Raw genomic sequence first — 15338 nt, 5'->3', positions numbered from 1 at the left:
GGCTCAGCTCTCACGGTTGGCCGCTGCCGGATCGGCGGGCGTGAAGGCCACCGCGGACGCGCCGTCCAGGGAGCCGCCGCCCGCAGTGCCGTCCAGGGGGCCGTCCAGCGCCGCGCTGTCCAGCAGCGTCCGCAGCAGCTCCTCGTCGTGCGGCAGCAGCGCGGTGACGAAGCTGGCCAGCACCGCGTCCCGGTCCGGCTCGCCGTCGAGCATCCGGCGCATCCGCAGCGCGGCCAGCCCGGCCGCGTCGGAGGCCGCCTGCCACAGGTACGAGCGGCCCGAACGGGTCCGCGAGACGGCCTTCTTGGCGTGCAGCCGGGACAGGATGGTCATCACCGTGGTGTACGCCAGGCCGCCGTCCAGGCGTTCCTGCACCCACCCCGCGGTGGCCGGGCCGGGCGCCCGCTGGAGCACGGCCAGCACCTGCGCCTCCAGCTCGCCCTGGCCGCGCCGCCGGGCCCGCGGATCCCCGGCCGCCGGGGCGTGCCTCTCCTCTGCCATGACGGCCACTCCCTCCGGATGCCGCGCCCCGCAGCCGGCGGGGCGCGCACTCATCCTAACGAGCGGCCCGACGCGCGGGCCTGGCCCCGCCCCGCCGCGGGCCCCGGGCGGGGCCCGCGTGCGGCCCGCGGCGGAAGCCCCCGCTCAGCCCAGCGGCTCGCGCGCGTTCTGCTGCCGGTCCAGCTCGGCGATCCCGGGGTGGTGCAGGTCGAAGGCGGGGGATTCGGACCGGATCCGCGGCAGGGTGACGAAGTTGTGCCGCGGCGGCGGGCAGGAGGTGGCCCACTCCAGCGAACGGCCGTACCCCCACGGGTCGTCCGCCGTCACCTTCTCGCCGTACCGGGCGGTGCGCCAGACGTTGTAGAGGAACGGCAGCGTGGAGATCCCCAGCAGGAAGGAGCCGATGGTGGAGACGGTGTTGAGCGTGGTGAACCCGTCCGAGGCCAGGTAGTCGGCGTACCGGCGCGGCATCCCCTCGGCGCCGAGCCAGTGCTGCACCAGGAACGTGGCGTGGAAGCCGGTGAACAGCGTCCAGAAGTGGATCCGCCCGAGCCGCTCGTCGAGCATCCGCCCGGTGAACTTGGGCCACCAGAAGTGGAATCCGGCGAACATCGCGAACACCACCGTCCCGAACACCACGTAGTGGAAGTGCGCGACGACGAAGTACGAGTCGGAGACGTGGAAGTCGATCGGCGGCGCGGCCAGCAGAACGCCCGTCAGCCCGCCGAACAGGAAGGTGACCAGGAAGCCGACCGTCCACAGCATCGGTGTCTCGAAGCTCAGCGAGCCCTGCCACATGGTGCCGATCCAGTTGAAGAACTTCACCCCGGTCGGCACCGCGATCAGCATCGTCATGATCGAGAAGAACGGGAGCAGCACCTGCCCGGTGACGAACATGTGGTGCGCCCAGACCGTGATCGACAGACCGGTGATGGCGACCGTCGCGGCGATCAGGCCGGAGTAGCCGAAGACCGGTTTCCGGCTGAACACCGGGATGATCTCGGTGACGATGCCGAAGAACGGCAGCGCGATGATGTACACCTCGGGGTGCCCGAAGAACCAGAACAGGTGCTGCCAGAGCATCGCACCGCCGTTGGCCGCGTCGAAGACGTGCGAGCCGAACTTGCGGTCCGACTCCAGGCAGAGCAGCGCGGCCGCCAGCACCGGGAACGCGAACAGCACCAGCACCGCGGTGAGCAGGACGTTCCAGACGAAGATCGGCATCCGGAACAGCGTCATCCCGGGCGCGCGGAAGCAGATGATCGTGGTGATGAAGTTGACCGAGCCGAGGATGGTGCCGAAGCCGGAGAAGGCCAGGCCCATGATCCACAGGTCGGCGCCGAGGCCGGGGCTCCGCTCGGCGCTGTTCAGCGGCGCGTAGGCGAACCAGCCGAAGTCGGCCGCGCCGTCGGGGGTGAGGAAGCCGTACACGGCGATCAGCGAGCCGAACAGGTAGAGCCAGTAGGCGAGCGCGTTGAGCCGGGGGAAGGCCACGTCGGGCGCGCCGATCTGCAGCGGCATGATCCAGTTGGCGAAGCCGGCGAACAGCGGGGTCGCGAACATCAGCAGCATGATCGTGCCGTGCATGGTGAAGAGCTGGTTGAACACCTCGTTGCTGACCAGTTGCAGCCCCGGCCGGGCCAGCTCGGCCCGCATGACCATCGCCATCAGGCCGCCGACCAGGAAGAACAGGAACGCGGTGGTGATGTAGAGGGTGCCGATCCGCTTGTGGTCGGTGGTGGTGAGCCAGCCGACCAGGGCCCGTCCCCGCCGACGGCGGGCGGCCGCACGCCAGCGGGCCAGCCGGGGCGTGCGCGACGGGTGCGGGGCCTGCTCCACGACGTCCTTCGGCAGAAGAGTCACGCAGCGCGCCTTCCGTGTTCGGGCCGGGCGGCGGCGCGCCCCGCCGAGGCGGACGGACCCCGGCCCGGACAGTGGTCGCCCCACCACTACCAGGCACCGGCCGCGCTCCCCGGCGGCCGCGCGGGGCCTGTCACCCGAACAGGTGCGGCCGGATTGCCCGCCCCGCGGTTTGGGCGGACGGTCGAGTTCCGTACGCCTTTCCGTACGCCCGTTCGGCTTCCGGTGCGGTCGCATCCCCGGGTGCGGTCGCCCCGCCCGCCCGGCGTGCGGCCTAGGAGGAGTCCATGAGCACCGCGTCGCCCTCTCCCGACCAGCCCCCGCCCTGGCGTTCCGGCACCGGCGCGCCACCTCCGCCGAGCTCGGTCAACCAGTTCAGCGACTGGGCCCCCGGGCTGGTGATCTTCGCCGGTGTCCTGATGCTGATCAACGGATGCTTCGAGGTCCTCCGCGGCGTCATGGCGATCGCCGACGACGACGTCTTCCTCAGCACGCCGCGCTACGTCTTCCGCTTCGACCTCACCGGGTGGGGCTGGACCCACGTGGTCATCGGCGCGATCGTCGCGCTGATCGGCGCCTTCCTCCTCAAGGGGGCCGCCTGGGCCCGCTGGGCCGGTATCGCCATCACCGCGCTGAGCGCCCTGGAGAACCTCCTCGACCTGCCGTACTACCCGTTCTGGTCGATCATGGTGATCGCGGCGGACGTACTCATCATCTGGGCGCTGTGCGTCTACCGCCCCGACACCACCGGGTAGGCCTCCACGGCCCCGGCGCCACCGGGTGGCCGCCCGCGCCGGATCGCCGCCCGCACCGGCCGGCCGCCCCGCCCGTGCCCGCACCCCAACCGGGGGGCGGGCACGCGCCGTTGCGCAGCACGAGCGGCAGCCGGCCGCCGATCCGCCGGCCGGCTCAGTCACGCGCGCGCTGGGTGACCACGATGCAGACGAGCACCGCCACCGCCGTGACCGGCGCGGCCGCCGGCAGGTCCTCCCCCAGCAGCAGCACCGACCAGACCAGCGTCAGCAACGGCTGCGCCAACTGGAGCTGGCTCGCCCGCGGCACCCCGATCGCCGCCATCCCCCGGTACCAGAGCACGAACCCGCCGAACTGCGAGACCGCCGCCGTGTACGCCAGACCGGCCAGCGCCTTCGCGCCCAGCTGGACCGGCTCGGCCGGCAGCGCCAGCGCGACGGTGAGCACGGTGACCGGGAGCGCCGCGACCACCGCCCAGGCGATCACCTGCCACCCCGGCAGCTCCCGCGATATCCGCCCGCCCTCCGCGTACCCGGCCGCGCAGACCAGCAGCGCCGCGAACAGGTAGAGGTCGGCGAGGGTCGGCCGCCCGTGGCTCTGCAACAGGGTGAAGGCCAGAACCGCCACCGCCCCGGCGAGCGCCGCGCCCCAGAAGGTGCGGGACGGGCGGCGGCCGGTGCGCAGCGCCGAGAACGCGGCGGTGGCCAGCGGCAGCACGCCGATCACGACCGCGGAGTGCGCCGTCGAGGAGGTCCGCAGCGCGAGCGTGGTGAGCAGCGGGAAGCCGAGCACGCAACCCGCCGCGACCACCAGCAACCCGGGCCAGTGCCGCCGCGCGGGCAGCGGGACGCGGGCGGCCGCCAGGCAGACCGCGGCGATCACCCCGGCCAGCGCACCGCGCAGCCCGGTCGCCGTCCACGGGCCGAAGCCGGTCAGGGCCCAGGCGGTGGCGGGGAAGCTGACCGAGAAGGAGAGGACACCGAGCGCGGCCAGGGCGGTGCCGGAGACACCGGGGGCACTGGCGGTGCCGGGGACACCGGCGGAACCGGCGGCCGCGGAGGCACCGGGAGCACTGGCGGCCCCGGCGGAACTGGCGGCCGCGGGAGCCCCGGGGGCCGTGGTCGGCTGCGGTGCTACCGCCGTGGACTGGATAGCGCTATCTTGATCCGTCATGAACGAGCGTAGCAGTGTGGCCGATCTCGCCGAAAGACTGCGCCGCGAGGTAGAGCGCTATCCAGAGGGACGGAAGCTGCCGTCGAGCCGGGCGTTGGTGGAGCGTCACCAGGTGAGTCCCGTGACGGTCTCCCGCGCGATCGCCGTCCTGGCGGCCGAGGGCCTGGTGGTCTCCCGGCCGGGCGCCGGGGTCTTCCGCGCCGCCGCCTTCGCGGGCACCACCGCCGCGCCGGCCGCCGCACCGCCCCCGGCCCGGCCCGGCGACCTCTCTTGGCAGGAGGTCGCGCTGAGCGCCGACGCCGGCCAGCGCGACGTCGGCGCCGGACCGCTGCTCGCCACCCTGAACGTGCCGCCGCCCGACGTGGTCGACCTCAACGGCGGCTACCCGCACGCCTCGCTGCTGCCCGAACGGCTGCTGGCCGCCGCCCTCGCCCGGGCCGGACGGCGCCCGGGCGCCTGGGACCGGCCGCCGGTGGACGGCCTGACCGAGCTGCGCGGCTGGTTCGCCCGCGACATCGGCGGCAACGGCGGGCCGCTCGGCGCGGGCGACGTCCTGGTCACCGCGGGCGGCCAGAGCGCGCTCACCATCGCCCTGCGCTCCCTGGCCGCCCCGGGCGCCCCCGTCCTGGTGGAGTCCCCGACCTACCCCGGCATCCTCGCGGTCGCCCGCGCGGCCGGGCTGCGGGTCGTCCCGGTCCCGGTGGACGAGGACGGCGTCCGCACCGACCTGCTGGCCGCGGCCTTCGACGCCACCCGGGCCCGGCTCTTCGTCTGCCAGCCGGTGTTCCAGAACCCGACCGGCGCGGTGCTCTCCCCCGAGCGCCGCACCGAGGTGCTGCGGATCGCCAGGACCGCCGGCGCCTTCGTCGTCGAGGACGACTTCGCCCGCCGCCTGGTGCACGCCGACTCCCCCGCGCTGCCCCGCCCGCTCGCCGCCGACGACCCGGACGGGGTGGTGGTGCACCTGCGCTCGCTGACCAAGGCCACCTCGCCCAACCTGCGGGTCGGCGCGCTCACCGCGCGCGGCCCGGCGCTGCACCGGCTGCGGGCCACCCAGGTGGTGGACAGCTTCTTCGTCCCCCGGCCGCTCCAGGAGGCCGCCCTGGAGCTGGTCGCCGACCCGGGCTGGGCCCGTCACCTGCGCACCCTCGGCGCCGAACTCCGGGACCGCCGCATCGCCACCGTGGCCGCGCTGCGCCGCGAGCTCCCCGGCCTGCTCGGACCGCACCGGCCCGGCGGCTACCACCTCTGGCTGCGGCTGCCCGACGGCACCGACGACCGGGTGCTCACCGCCGCCGCCCTGCGCGCCGGCGTCCTGGTCACCGCCGGCCAGCCCTACTACGCCGCCGAGCCGCCGGCCGCGAACCTCCGGCTGAGCTACGCCGCCGTGGACAGCGCCGCGCACGCCGTCGAGGGCGTCCACCGGCTGCGGCGGGCGTACGAGGAGCTGACCGGCTGACCCCGGGGCGGGCCGGGCCGGCCTCAGACGCGGTAGCCGGCCATCCGCTCCAGGCGGGCGATCCGCTCCGCCATCGGCGGGTGGGTCGAGAACAGCTTCGCCCCCGCCTCGCCCGGCCGGAACGGGCTGGCGATCATCATGTGGCTGGCCGTCTGGAGCTGCGGCTCCGGCGGCAGCGGCAGCCGGCGCGTCCCGGCGTCCAGCTTGCGCAGGGCGCTCGCCAGGGCGAGCGGGTCACCGGTGATCCGGGCGCCGTCGGCGTCGGCCTCGTACTCGCGGGAGCGGCTGACGGCCAGCTGGATCAGCGAGGCGGCCAGCGGCCCGAGGATCATGATCGCGAGCATCCCGAACAGCCCCGGCCCGTCGTCGTCCTCACTGCGGCCGAACGGGATCAGCCAGGCGAAGTTCACCAGGAACATCACCACCGAGGCCAGCGCCCCGGCGACCGAGGAGATCAGGATGTCGCGGTTGTAGACGTGGCTCAGCTCGTGCCCGAGCACACCCCGCAGCTCCCGCTCGTCCAGCAGTTGCAGGATGCCGTCGGTGCAGCAGACCGCCGCGTTGCGCGGGTTGCGGCCGGTGGCGAAGGCGTTCGGGGCCGGGGTGGGCGAGATGTAGAGGCGGGGCATCGGCTGGCGGGCGGAGGTGGAGAGCTCCCGGACGATCCGGTACAGCCGCGGCGCCTCGATCTCGCTGACCGGCCTGGCCCGCATGGCGCGCAGGGCCAGCTTGTCGCTGTTCCAGTACGCGTAGGCGTTGGTCCCGAGGGCGACCACCAGGGCCACCACGAACCCGGTGCGGCCGAAGAAGCCGCCGATCACCAGGATCAGCGCCGAGAGGCCGCCGAGCAGTGCGGCGGTCCTCAGTCCGTTGTGCCGGCGGTGCACGGCAGGCCCTCCAATGGTGCGGTGGGGAAGCCCTCGCTGCCTCGTCCCTCTGCCCCGACAACGGGCGGGGCCGTCGGCCTTGTTCCCTTGTGAGCACCGTGACACCCGCGCGGCGTCCCCGCCCGGCCCGGGTCGGGCGCGGCCGCGTGCCCGCCCGGACCCGGACCCGGCCCGCGGGGCCCGGCCGGTCTCAGAAGAGGGTGCCGCCCACCACCTGGAGGACCAGCTGCGGGGCCACCGAGAGCACCACGGCGGCCGAGGCAGTGAGGCCCAGGGTGGCGGCGAGCGAGGCGGGCAGCCGGCGCTCGGTCACCGCGCCGGCCGTCCCCGCCGTCCCCGCCGGGTCCGCCGGGGCGAAGAGCCGCGCCGTCCAGAGCAGGTAGTAGTACAGCGCGACGACCACGTTGACGGCCATGACGACGGCCAGCCAGCCCAGTCCGGAGTCGACGGCGGCGCGGAACACCACCACCTTGCCGAACAGGCCGATCACGCCGGGCGGCAGCCCGGCCAGGCAGAGCAGGAAGAAGGCCAGCGCCAGGGCGGTCCAGCGACGCCGGGCGAACAGGCCGCGGAAGTCGTCCACGCTGGTCCCGGCCCGGCGGCCGACCGCCGCGACCACGCCGAACGCACCGAGGTTCACCACGCCGTAGATCAGCGCGTACGCGGCGGTGGCACCGAGCGGGTCGGTGCCGGTCGGCGCGTACCCGGCGGCGGCGAGCGGCACCAGCAGGTAGCCGGCCTGGCCGACGGAGGACCAGGCGAGCAGCCGCACCGCGCTGTACCGGGTGTCGAACCGCTGCCGCAGCGCGCCGACGTTGCCGGCCGTCATGGTGACCGCGGCCAGCACCGCGAGCACCAGGCCCCAGGTGTGCGCGTACGGGCGGAAGGCGATCGTGGTGACCAGTGCCAGGCCGGACAGGCCCGCCGCCTTCCCGACCACCGACAGGTAGCCGGCCACCGGGAGCGGGGCGCCGGTGTAGGTGTCTGGCACCCAGAAGTGGAACGGGACGGCGGCGACCTTGAAGGCGAAACCGACCATGGTCAGCACCGCGCCGGCCTCGGCCAGCGGCTTCAGCTGCGCGGGGGCGTGCTCCAGTCCGCCTGCGACGGCGCCCAGGTGCAGGCTGCCGCTCGCGGCGTAGACGAAGCCGACGCCGAGCAGCATGACGGCCGTCGCGGTGACGGAGGTGAGGAAGAACTTCAGCGCGGCCTCGGCGCCGCGACCGTCCCGGCGCAGCGCGACGAGCGCGAAGGCCGGCAGCGAGGCCACCTCCAGGGCGATCACCAGGGTGGCGAGGTCGCGGGAGGCGGGCAGCAGGGCGGCGCCGGTGGCGCTGGAGAGCAGCAGGAACCAGTACTCGCCGCCGGGGAGCCGCTCCTCGTCCACGGTGTGCACCGAGAGCAGCGCGGCGATCAGCGCGCCGCCGAGCGCGAGCAGCTGGAAGACCAGGGCGAAGTGGTCGGCGACGTACGAGCAGCCCGCGTTGTCGGTGACCCCTGTTACGTTCTGCGCACAGAAGGTCGCCCGGGGTGATCCCCCGGTGAGCGGGAGGAGTGCGATGAGCGCGAGGGCGAGTCCGGCCGCGGTGATGCCGCCGAGCAGCTTCTTGTGGCGCGCGGGCAGGAAGAGGTCGGCGACCAGCACGGCGAGGGCGGCCAGGGCGGCGATCAGCGGGGGCGCGATCGCCACCCAGTCCACGGACTGGATCAGGCTGCCCGGGTTGGCTACGGCGAGGGAGGTCACAGTGGGCTGCCCCGTGGAGTGAGGTCCGAGTGCGGTGCCGGTCGCGGCGCCGAGCAGGGTGCCGGTGCCGGGCCGCGTGCTGAGGAGCTGGGCGCCGAGCGTGGTGCCGGTCATGATCAGCCACCCCCGAGGAGGTGCTTGACGGCGGGGTCGGAGAGACCGAGCAGGAGCGCGGGCCAGAGGCCGGCGAGCAGGGTGAGGGCGGCCAGCGGCGTCCAGCTGACGGCCTCGTACGGGCGCAGGTCGGCCGGCCCTTCCACCAGGGCGGGCTGCTTCGGGTCGCCCATGCAGACGCGCTTGACCACGATCAGCAGGTACGCGGCGGTGAGGAGGGTGCCCAGGCCGGCCAGGACCATGTAGGTGACGAACGCGGGGCGCGAGAGGCCCTCGGCCGGGTCGAACGCGCCGAACATCGCGAGCAGCTCGCCCCAGAATCCGGCCAGCCCCGGCAGCCCGAGGCTGGCGACGGCGGCGAAGGCGAGCAGCGCGCCGATCCGCGGTGCCCGTCCGTAGAGGGCGGCGCCGGTGGTGCCCGCGAGGGTGTCGAGGTCCGCCGTGCCGTAACGGTCCTTCAGCGCGCCCACGACGAAGAACAGCAGGCCGGTGATCAGACCGTGCGCGATGTTGGCGAACAGCGCGCCGTTCACGCCCACCTGGGTGAGGGAGGCGATGCCCAGCAGGACGAAGCCCATGTGGCCGACGGACGAGTACGCGATCAGGCGCTTGAGGTCGCCCTTCGCCCCCGGCCGGGCCAGTGCGAGACAGGCCAGCGAGCCGTAGACGATGCCGACGGCGGCGAACGCCCCCAGGTAGGGGGCGAGCGTCGCGGTGCCGTCGGGGACGACCGGGAGGAGGACGCGGACCAGACCGTACGTGCCCATCTTCAGCAGCACGCCGGCGAGCAGCACGGAGCCGACCGTCGGGGCCGCCGTGTGCGCGTCCGGGAGCCAGCTGTGCAGCGGCCAGGCGGGGGCCTTGACCGCGAGCCCGACCATGATCGCCAGGGCGGCGGTCACCTGCGTGCCGTGGCTCAGGCCGTTGCCGTGCGCGGCGGCCAGGGCCTGCATGTCGAAGGTGCCGGTCTTGCCGCCCACCAGCAGGAAGCCGAGCAGCATCACGGCCGAGCCGAGCAGCGTGTACAGGATGAACCGGTTGGCGGCCGGCACCTTCGCCCCGCTGCCCCATCGGGCGATCAGGAAGTACATCGGGATCAGCACGATCTCGAAGGCCAGGAAGAAGAGCAGGAGGTCCAGCACCGCGAAGGTGGCGAGCATGCCGACTTCGAGGAGGAGGAACAGCCCGGTGAACGCCCGGGCCGACGGGCGGTTCCCGTCCCCGGCTCCGCCGCGGGCCTCCCCGGTCGGCAGCCGCTTCTCCGAGTACAGCGCGCAGAGGAAGGTGAGCAGCGAGGTCAGCACGATCAGCGGGAGCGAGATCCCGTCCACGCCGAGGTGGAACCGCACGCCGATGGCCGGGATCCAGGACACGTCCGTGGTGGCCTGCATCCGGCCGGGTTCGTCGTGGTCGAAGCCGGCCGCCAGGACGACGGTCAGCAGGAGCACGACGCCGGTGACGACGCTGTTCAGCCGCAGCGCGCGCCGGTCGGCGGCGGCCGGGTCGGTGCCGAACACCGGCGCCAGGGTCAGGGCGGCGCCGGCCAGCGGCAGCACCAGGAGGGCGATGAGGACTGCGTTCATCGGGGGCTCCTACGGACTGCGGTCGGCTCGGTCGCGGTCAGGGTCACCGGCCGGGTCACCGGTTGGGCCGCTGTCCGGGACACGGCCCGGGTCACCGGCTGGAACGGGGGAACGGGGTGCGGCATCCGGCTACACCGCCACCAGGACGGCCAGCAGGACGACGCCGGCCAGCAGCGCGCTGAGGTAGGTCTGCGCGTTGCCGGTCTGCGCGAGCCGGACGGCCCGGCCGAGCAGGTTGGCGCCGACCCCGCTGCCGCGCACGTACGTCTCCACGACCTCGCGGTCGAGGAAGCGCACCAGTTGCGCGGCGGCGGCCACCGGGCGGACGAACAGCGCGCTGTAGAGCCGGTCGACCCCGAAGCCGTGCCGGGCCGGGCCGAACAGCGGGCCGAGCAGGGTGCGCCCGGGGTCGGCGACGATCCCCTCGGCGGCCGGGGCTCCGGCCTGGTCGGGGACCCGGCCCTCCGGCGCGGGGGCGGGCCGGCCGGCGGCGAGCCGCGCGGTGGCGGAGCGCCAGGCGCCGTAGGCCAGCAGCATGCCGATCAGGGCGAGGCCGGTGCCGATCACGGCGGTCACGGCCGAGGGCCGCAGCGAGCCGCCGTCCAGCAGCTCGGGCAGCCAGTCGGTGCGCAGGCTCGCGACGCCGAAGCCCATGGTCGGGATCGCCAGCACCCAGAGCGGCCAGCGCATCGCGGGCGGCTCGGCGGTGGCCGGGTCGGCCTCGTCCACCTCGGGCGAGTACGGCGCGTCGGCCTCGTGGTCCAGCGGCTCCGCGGCGACGGCGGGGCTGTGGAACGCGACGAGGAACAGCCGGGTCGCGTACGCCGCCGTGAGCAGTGCGGTCAGCCCGGCCGAGATCAGCACGATCCAGCCGGCCGCCTGCGGGACGGCCGAGGCCGGGCCGACACCGTTGGTCAGCGCCTCGCCCTGGGCCGCGTGCTCGGCGGCGGTGAGCACCGCCTCCTTGCTGAAGAAGCCCGAGAACGGCGGCAGCCCGATCAGGGCGACGAGCGCGATGCCCATCGTCCAGTAGGCGTCCGGGACGCGCCCCCGCAGCCCGGGCATCCGGGACATCGCGGAGATCGAGTTGGTGTGGGCGGCGTGGATCACCACACCGGCGGCGAGGAACAGCAGCGCCTTGAACGCACCATGGCTGACCAGGTGGAAGACCGAGGCCTCGCGGTCGCCGCTGGCCAGCGCGCCGGCCATGTAGCCGAGCTGGCCGACGGTCGAGTAGGCGAGGACCCGTTTCAGGTCGTCCTGGGCGAGCGCGCAGAGCGCCGAGCCGATCATCGTCACGGCGGCCATCACCGCCAGCACCACCAGAGCCGCGCCGGAGAGCAGGAAGACCGGCAGCAGCCGGGCGACCAGGTAGATGCCGGCCGCGACCATGGTGGCGGCGTGGATCAGCGCGGAGACCGGCGTCGGGCCGGCCATCGCGTCCGGGAGCCAGGTGTGCAGCGGGAACTGCGCGCTCTTGCCGGCCACGCCGCCGAGCAGCAGCAGCGCGGTCAGCGTCGGGTGCGTGAGGCGCCCGTCGGCCGCGGCCGCCAGCACGTCCGTGATCCGGAAGCTGCCGGCGTCGGCGCCGAGCAGGAAGATGCCGAACAGGAACGGCACGTCGCCGAGCTTGGTGACCAGGAAGGCCTTCAGCGAGGCCGAGCGGGCGTCGGCGGTCTCCCAGTGGTGGCCGATCAGGAAGTACGAGCAGATGCCCATGACCTCCCAGCCGACCAGCAGCACGATCAGGTCGCCCGAGAAGACGACCAGGAACATCGCCGCCGTGAACAGCGAGACCAGCGCCGCGTAGGACGGGTAGCGCGGGTCGTCCTTGAGGTAGGCGGTCGAGTAGACCTGCACGCAGGTGGCGACCAGGCCGACCAGCACGGAGATCAGCGAGCTGTAGCCGTCCAGGTAGATCGAGATCGAGATGCCCGGGCCGCCGGTCGGGGCGAGCCGGGTGGCGGCCTCCAGCGTCTGGCCGGTGCCCAGCTGGAGCGCGACGACCAGGGCGAGCACCGCCGAGACGGCGACCGGCACGATCGCCAGCGGCCGGGCCAGGCCGGGCACCTTCCGGCCGGTGGCCAGGGTGGCGGCCGCACCGAGCGCGGGCAGCACGGGGACGAGGACGGGCAGGGCGAGGTTCATGCGGCGGCCTGGCCCTTCAGCGCCTCGGCTCCGGCCGGCGTCTCCTCGGCGACGGACTCGGACGGGTCACCGAGCGCGGTGACCCGGTCCACGTCCGCGGTGCCCCGGGCCCGGAACAGCAGCAGGACGATCGCGAGCCCGAGACCGATCTCGGCGGCGGCGATGGTGATGGTGAACAGGGTGAGCGCCTGGCCGGCGTGCAGGGAGTCCCGCAGCCAGGCGTCGAAGGCGACGAGGTTGAGGTTGACGGCGTTGAGCATCAGCTCGACGGACATCAGCACCAGGATGATGTTGCGCCGGGCGAGCACGCCGTAGACGCCCACGCTGAACAGCAGCGAGGCGAGCACGACGGGGTAGGCGAGGTGCATCAGCTCTCCTCCGGCGAAGTCGTCGGGGCCGCCTGGTCCGACGAGGCGGCGGCCGACGGCTTCGGCACCGTCGCGGCGACCGTGCCGTTGGAGCCGACCGGCTTGCCGGCCCGGATCCGCCCGGCCCGGGGCGTCGGCACCCGCCGCCCGGACCCGCGCGACAGCACGATCGCGCCGACCAGCGCGGCCAGCAGCAGCACCGAGAGCGCCTCGAAGGGCAGCACCCAGGTGCGGAACAGGCTGGCGCCGGTCACGGCCGCCGAGCCGCCACCCGCGCCGAGGTCGATCCAGGAGGTCCGGAAGGCGTCCACGACCAGCGTCACCAGCGTTCCGGCCGAGGCCAGCGCCACCGCCAGGGCGACCCAGCGGTTCTTCGAGTCGGCGTCCGGCGAGCGCCCGATCGGCGCCTTGGTGAGCATCAGCCCGAACAGCACCAGCACGACCACCGAGCCCAGGTAGATCAGCACCTGCACCCAGGCGATGAACTCGGCGGTGAGCAGCAGGAACTCCACCGCCAGCCCGCCGAGCGCGGCCACCAGCCAGAGCGCGGCGTGCACCAGCTGCTTCGTCGTCACGGCGACGACGGCCGAGCCGAGCACGACGATGCCGACCAGCAGGAAGACGATCTCGACCCCGGTCGGGGAGAGGAAGGAACGCGCGGCCGGCTCCAGGGAACCGGTCGCGGCCAGCAGGGTCGCGGAACTCACTCCGGCTCACCCCCCTCGGGCGTCTCCAGGGCGGCGGCCGCGGCGGCCGCCAGCTTGTCCGCCGCCTTGCGCGCGGTGGCGATCTCCTTGGGCTCCTCGGCCGCCGGGTCCAGCGCCGGCGGCGCCGGGACGGTCCACATCCACTCGCGGAGCTTCTCCCGCTCGTGGGTCAGCTCCAGGATGTCCGTCTCCGCGTACTCGAACTCCGGCGACCAGAACAGCGCGTCGAACGGGCACACCTCGATGCAGATCCCGCAGTACATGCAGAGCGAGAAGTCGATGGCGAACCGGTCCAGCACGTTGCGGGTGCGGGCGCGGGCGTTCGGGTCGGCGGCCGGCAGCGTCTCCTTGTGGGAGTCGATGTAGATGCACCAGTCCGGGCACTCACGGGCGCAGAGCATGCAGACCGTGCAGTTCTCCTCCAGCAGCGCGATGACCCCGCGCGAACGCGGCGGCAGCACCGGCTGCACGTCGGGGTACTGCGCGGTGATGCTCTTCCTCGTCATCGTCCGCAGCGTCACGGCCAGGCCCTTGGCCAGGCCGGCACCTGGAAAACTCATGAGATCGCCACCTTGATGATGCCGGTGAGGGCGAGCTGGACGAGGGCGAGCGGGATCAGCACGGTCCACGCGAAGCGCATCAGCTGGTCCTCGCGCAGCCGCGGGTAGGTGACCCGCAGCCAGATCACCACGAAGGCCAGCGCGAAGGTCTTCAGGACGGTCCAGAGCCAGCCGAGCTGGTCCGGCAGCGGTCCGTGCCAGCCGCCCAGGAAGAGCACCGCGGTCAGCCCGGACACCACCAGGATGCCCGCGTACTCGGAGAGCAGGAAGAACGCGAAGCGCAGGCCGGTGTACTCGGTGTACGCACCGAAGATGATCTCGGAGTCGGCCACCGGCATGTCGAACGGCGGACGCTGCAGCTCGGCCAGCCCGGCCGTGAAGAAGACGAACGCGCCGATGATCTGCCACGGGATCCAGTACCACTGCCAGGCGTCCACGATCCCGGGCAGCGAGAGCGTACCGGCGGCCATCGCCACCGAGGCGGCGGCGAGCACCATCGGCAGCTCGTACGACATCAGCTGCGCGGCCGTCCGCAGACCGCCGAGCAGCGAGAACTTGTTCGCCGAGGCCCAGCCGGCCATCAGCTTGCCGATCACGCCGACGCCCATCACGGCGAGCACGAAGAACAGGCCTGCGTCGATCGCCTGGCCGACGAAGCCGTCCGGGCCGACCGGGATCGCGAGCAGCACGAACAGGTACGGAAGCAGCGAGACGGCGGGCGCCAGCTGGAAGATCCGCCGGTCGGCGCCGGCCGGGACGATGTCCTCCTTCTGCGCGAACTTCACACCGTCGGCGACCAGCTGCGCCCAGCCGTGGAAGCCACCGGCGTACATCGGGCCGAGCCGGCCCTGCATGTGCGCCATCACCTTGTGCTCGGTCTGGCCGATGACCAGGGGGAAGCTGAGGAAGACGACGAGCGCGCCGACGCAGCGCAGCAACGTGTCGAGCAGGTTCACGCGCTGTCTCCGTCCTGGCCGGCCGGATCGGCCGACGTCTCGCCCTGCGCGTCGTTCGCGCCCTTCGCGTCGCTCGCGTCCTTCACGCTCGGCGCATCGGTCGCGCCCTGCGCGTCGTCCGCGTCCTTCACGTTGTTCTGCCCGGGCTCGTCGTGCGCGGGTACGGGGTTGTGCCAGGGCGCGTCCGCGGACCGCGTCCGGGCCGGCCGCTCGGGCTGCACCGGGGCGGCGCCCTCGGTGGCACTCCCGGTGGCACTCGCCGCGGCACCGTCGGCGACGCCCGCAGCGGCGCCCTCGGCGGCACTCGCCGCGGCACTCGTCGGCGGCTGGCTCGCCGAGCCCTCCGACACCGACCTGGTCCGCCGCGGCCGGTCGGCCCGCACCGGCGGCGCCGTGCTCTCCGCCGTACCGTCGGCACCCGCGGCGGGCTCCGCCGCCTGGCTGACCGAACCGTCGCCGACCGTCCTGGTCCGCCGCGGCCGGTCGGCCCGCACCGCGGGCCCGCCCTCGGCCGCAGCCCCGGCC

General features: G+C 73.9%; 13 protein-coding genes and 1 pseudogene. 2 read left to right on the top strand and 12 right to left on the bottom strand.

Features of this window, described 5'->3' with window-relative positions; all coding sequences use genetic code 11:
- Positions 1-3: 3 nt before the first annotated feature.
- Together ACFC1F_RS05545 and ctaD are read right to left on the bottom strand one after the other, a co-directional pair.
- Entirely contained in the window at positions 4-501 is a 498-nt protein-coding gene (locus ACFC1F_RS05545) for a BlaI/MecI/CopY family transcriptional regulator (RefSeq protein ID WP_376155907.1), read from the bottom strand.
- 144 nt (positions 502-645) lie between these two features.
- A complete protein-coding gene (gene ctaD, locus ACFC1F_RS05540; protein ID WP_245205261.1) occupies positions 646-2304 on the bottom strand; it encodes a cytochrome c oxidase subunit I in 1659 nt (552 codons plus the stop codon).
- Between the two features lie 344 nt (positions 2305-2648).
- On the opposite strand from ctaD, the gene ACFC1F_RS05535 reads away from it, so the two are divergent.
- On the top strand, positions 2649-3116 hold the full coding sequence (locus ACFC1F_RS05535) for a hypothetical protein (protein WP_245205252.1): 468 nt from the start codon (positions 2649-2651) through the stop codon (positions 3114-3116).
- Between the two features lie 154 nt (positions 3117-3270).
- Here ACFC1F_RS05535 and ACFC1F_RS05530 read toward each other — a convergent pair whose 3' ends face one another.
- The gene (locus tag ACFC1F_RS05530) at positions 3271-4287 is read right to left on the bottom strand and encodes a DMT family transporter (protein WP_376155905.1); all 1017 of its coding nucleotides are present in this window, start codon (positions 4285-4287) and stop codon (positions 3271-3273) included.
- Between ACFC1F_RS05530 and ACFC1F_RS05525 the strand changes: the two genes are divergently transcribed.
- A complete protein-coding gene (locus ACFC1F_RS05525; protein WP_376155903.1) occupies positions 4286-5746 on the top strand; it encodes a PLP-dependent aminotransferase family protein in 1461 nt (486 codons plus the stop codon). The two genes, ACFC1F_RS05530 and ACFC1F_RS05525, sit on opposite strands and share 2 nt — an antisense overlap.
- A gap of 23 nt (positions 5747-5769) precedes the next feature.
- Here the strand turns inward: ACFC1F_RS05525 and htpX are convergent, their stop codons facing one another.
- The 9 genes and pseudogenes from htpX to ACFC1F_RS05480 form a co-directional block, all read right to left on the bottom strand.
- Positions 5770-6633, bottom strand: coding sequence for a zinc metalloprotease HtpX (gene htpX / locus ACFC1F_RS05520; RefSeq protein ID WP_209413975.1), 864 nt, complete (start codon positions 6631-6633; stop codon positions 5770-5772).
- Positions 6634-6823: 190 nt separating this feature from the next.
- Positions 6824-8491, bottom strand: coding sequence for an NADH-quinone oxidoreductase subunit N (locus tag ACFC1F_RS05515; RefSeq protein ID WP_376155901.1), 1668 nt, complete (start codon positions 8489-8491; stop codon positions 6824-6826).
- A gap of 2 nt (positions 8492-8493) precedes the next feature.
- Positions 8494-10074, bottom strand: coding sequence for a NuoM family protein (locus tag ACFC1F_RS05510; protein WP_209413973.1), 1581 nt, complete (start codon positions 10072-10074; stop codon positions 8494-8496).
- 129 nt (positions 10075-10203) lie between these two features.
- The gene (locus tag ACFC1F_RS05505; protein ID WP_376155899.1) at positions 10204-12222 is read right to left on the bottom strand and encodes an NADH-quinone oxidoreductase subunit L; all 2019 of its coding nucleotides are present in this window, start codon (positions 12220-12222) and stop codon (positions 10204-10206) included.
- Positions 12219-12590 (bottom strand): NADH-quinone oxidoreductase subunit NuoK, encoded by a 372-nt coding sequence (gene nuoK, locus ACFC1F_RS05500; RefSeq protein WP_376155897.1) that lies wholly within the window; start codon positions 12588-12590, stop codon positions 12219-12221. The genes ACFC1F_RS05505 and nuoK overlap by 4 nt, the downstream gene beginning before the upstream one ends.
- Entirely contained in the window at positions 12590-13297 is a 708-nt protein-coding gene (locus ACFC1F_RS05495; RefSeq protein ID WP_376155895.1) for an NADH-quinone oxidoreductase subunit J, read from the bottom strand. Before ACFC1F_RS05495 ends, nuoK begins: the two co-directional genes overlap by 1 nt.
- Positions 13294-13857, bottom strand: a complete 564-nt coding sequence (locus tag ACFC1F_RS05490) for an NADH-quinone oxidoreductase subunit I (protein WP_148644308.1) — start codon at positions 13855-13857, stop codon at positions 13294-13296. The genes ACFC1F_RS05495 and ACFC1F_RS05490 overlap by 4 nt, the downstream gene beginning before the upstream one ends.
- The gene (nuoH, locus tag ACFC1F_RS05485; RefSeq protein WP_376156010.1) at positions 13854-14807 is read right to left on the bottom strand and encodes an NADH-quinone oxidoreductase subunit NuoH; all 954 of its coding nucleotides are present in this window, start codon (positions 14805-14807) and stop codon (positions 13854-13856) included. The genes ACFC1F_RS05490 and nuoH overlap by 4 nt, the downstream gene beginning before the upstream one ends.
- 2 nt (positions 14808-14809) lie before the next feature.
- Positions 14810-15338, bottom strand: a pseudogene (locus ACFC1F_RS05480) (hypothetical protein); the annotation flags it as partial.

The sequence above is a fragment of the Kitasatospora sp. NPDC056181 genome (assembly GCF_042266225.1).
Taxonomy (GTDB): domain Bacteria; phylum Actinomycetota; class Actinomycetes; order Streptomycetales; family Streptomycetaceae; genus Kitasatospora.
Note: the sequence above shows the minus strand (reverse complement) of the source record. Positions and strands in the feature narration are given on the sequence as shown.

Coding starts and splice junctions, on each gene's coding strand:
- ACFC1F_RS05545 (WP_376155907.1), bottom strand. CDS start 501: ATGGCAGAGGAGAGGCACGCCCCGGCGGCCGGGGATCCGCGGGCCCGG.
- ACFC1F_RS05535 (WP_245205252.1), top strand. CDS start 2,649: ATGAGCACCGCGTCGCCCTCTCCCGACCAGCCCCCGCCCTGGCGTTCC.
- ACFC1F_RS05525 (WP_376155903.1), top strand. CDS start 4,286: ATGAACGAGCGTAGCAGTGTGGCCGATCTCGCCGAAAGACTGCGCCGC.
- ACFC1F_RS05530 (WP_376155905.1), bottom strand. CDS start 4,287: ATGACGGATCAAGATAGCGCTATCCAGTCCACGGCGGTAGCACCGCAG.
- ACFC1F_RS05515 (WP_376155901.1), bottom strand. CDS start 8,491: ATGACCGGCACCACGCTCGGCGCCCAGCTCCTCAGCACGCGGCCCGGC.
- ACFC1F_RS05510 (WP_209413973.1), bottom strand. CDS start 10,074: ATGAACGCAGTCCTCATCGCCCTCCTGGTGCTGCCGCTGGCCGGCGCC.
- ACFC1F_RS05505 (WP_376155899.1), bottom strand. CDS start 12,222: ATGAACCTCGCCCTGCCCGTCCTCGTCCCCGTGCTGCCCGCGCTCGGT.
- nuoK (WP_376155897.1), bottom strand. CDS start 12,590: ATGCACCTCGCCTACCCCGTCGTGCTCGCCTCGCTGCTGTTCAGCGTG.
- ACFC1F_RS05490 (WP_148644308.1), bottom strand. CDS start 13,857: ATGAGTTTTCCAGGTGCCGGCCTGGCCAAGGGCCTGGCCGTGACGCTG.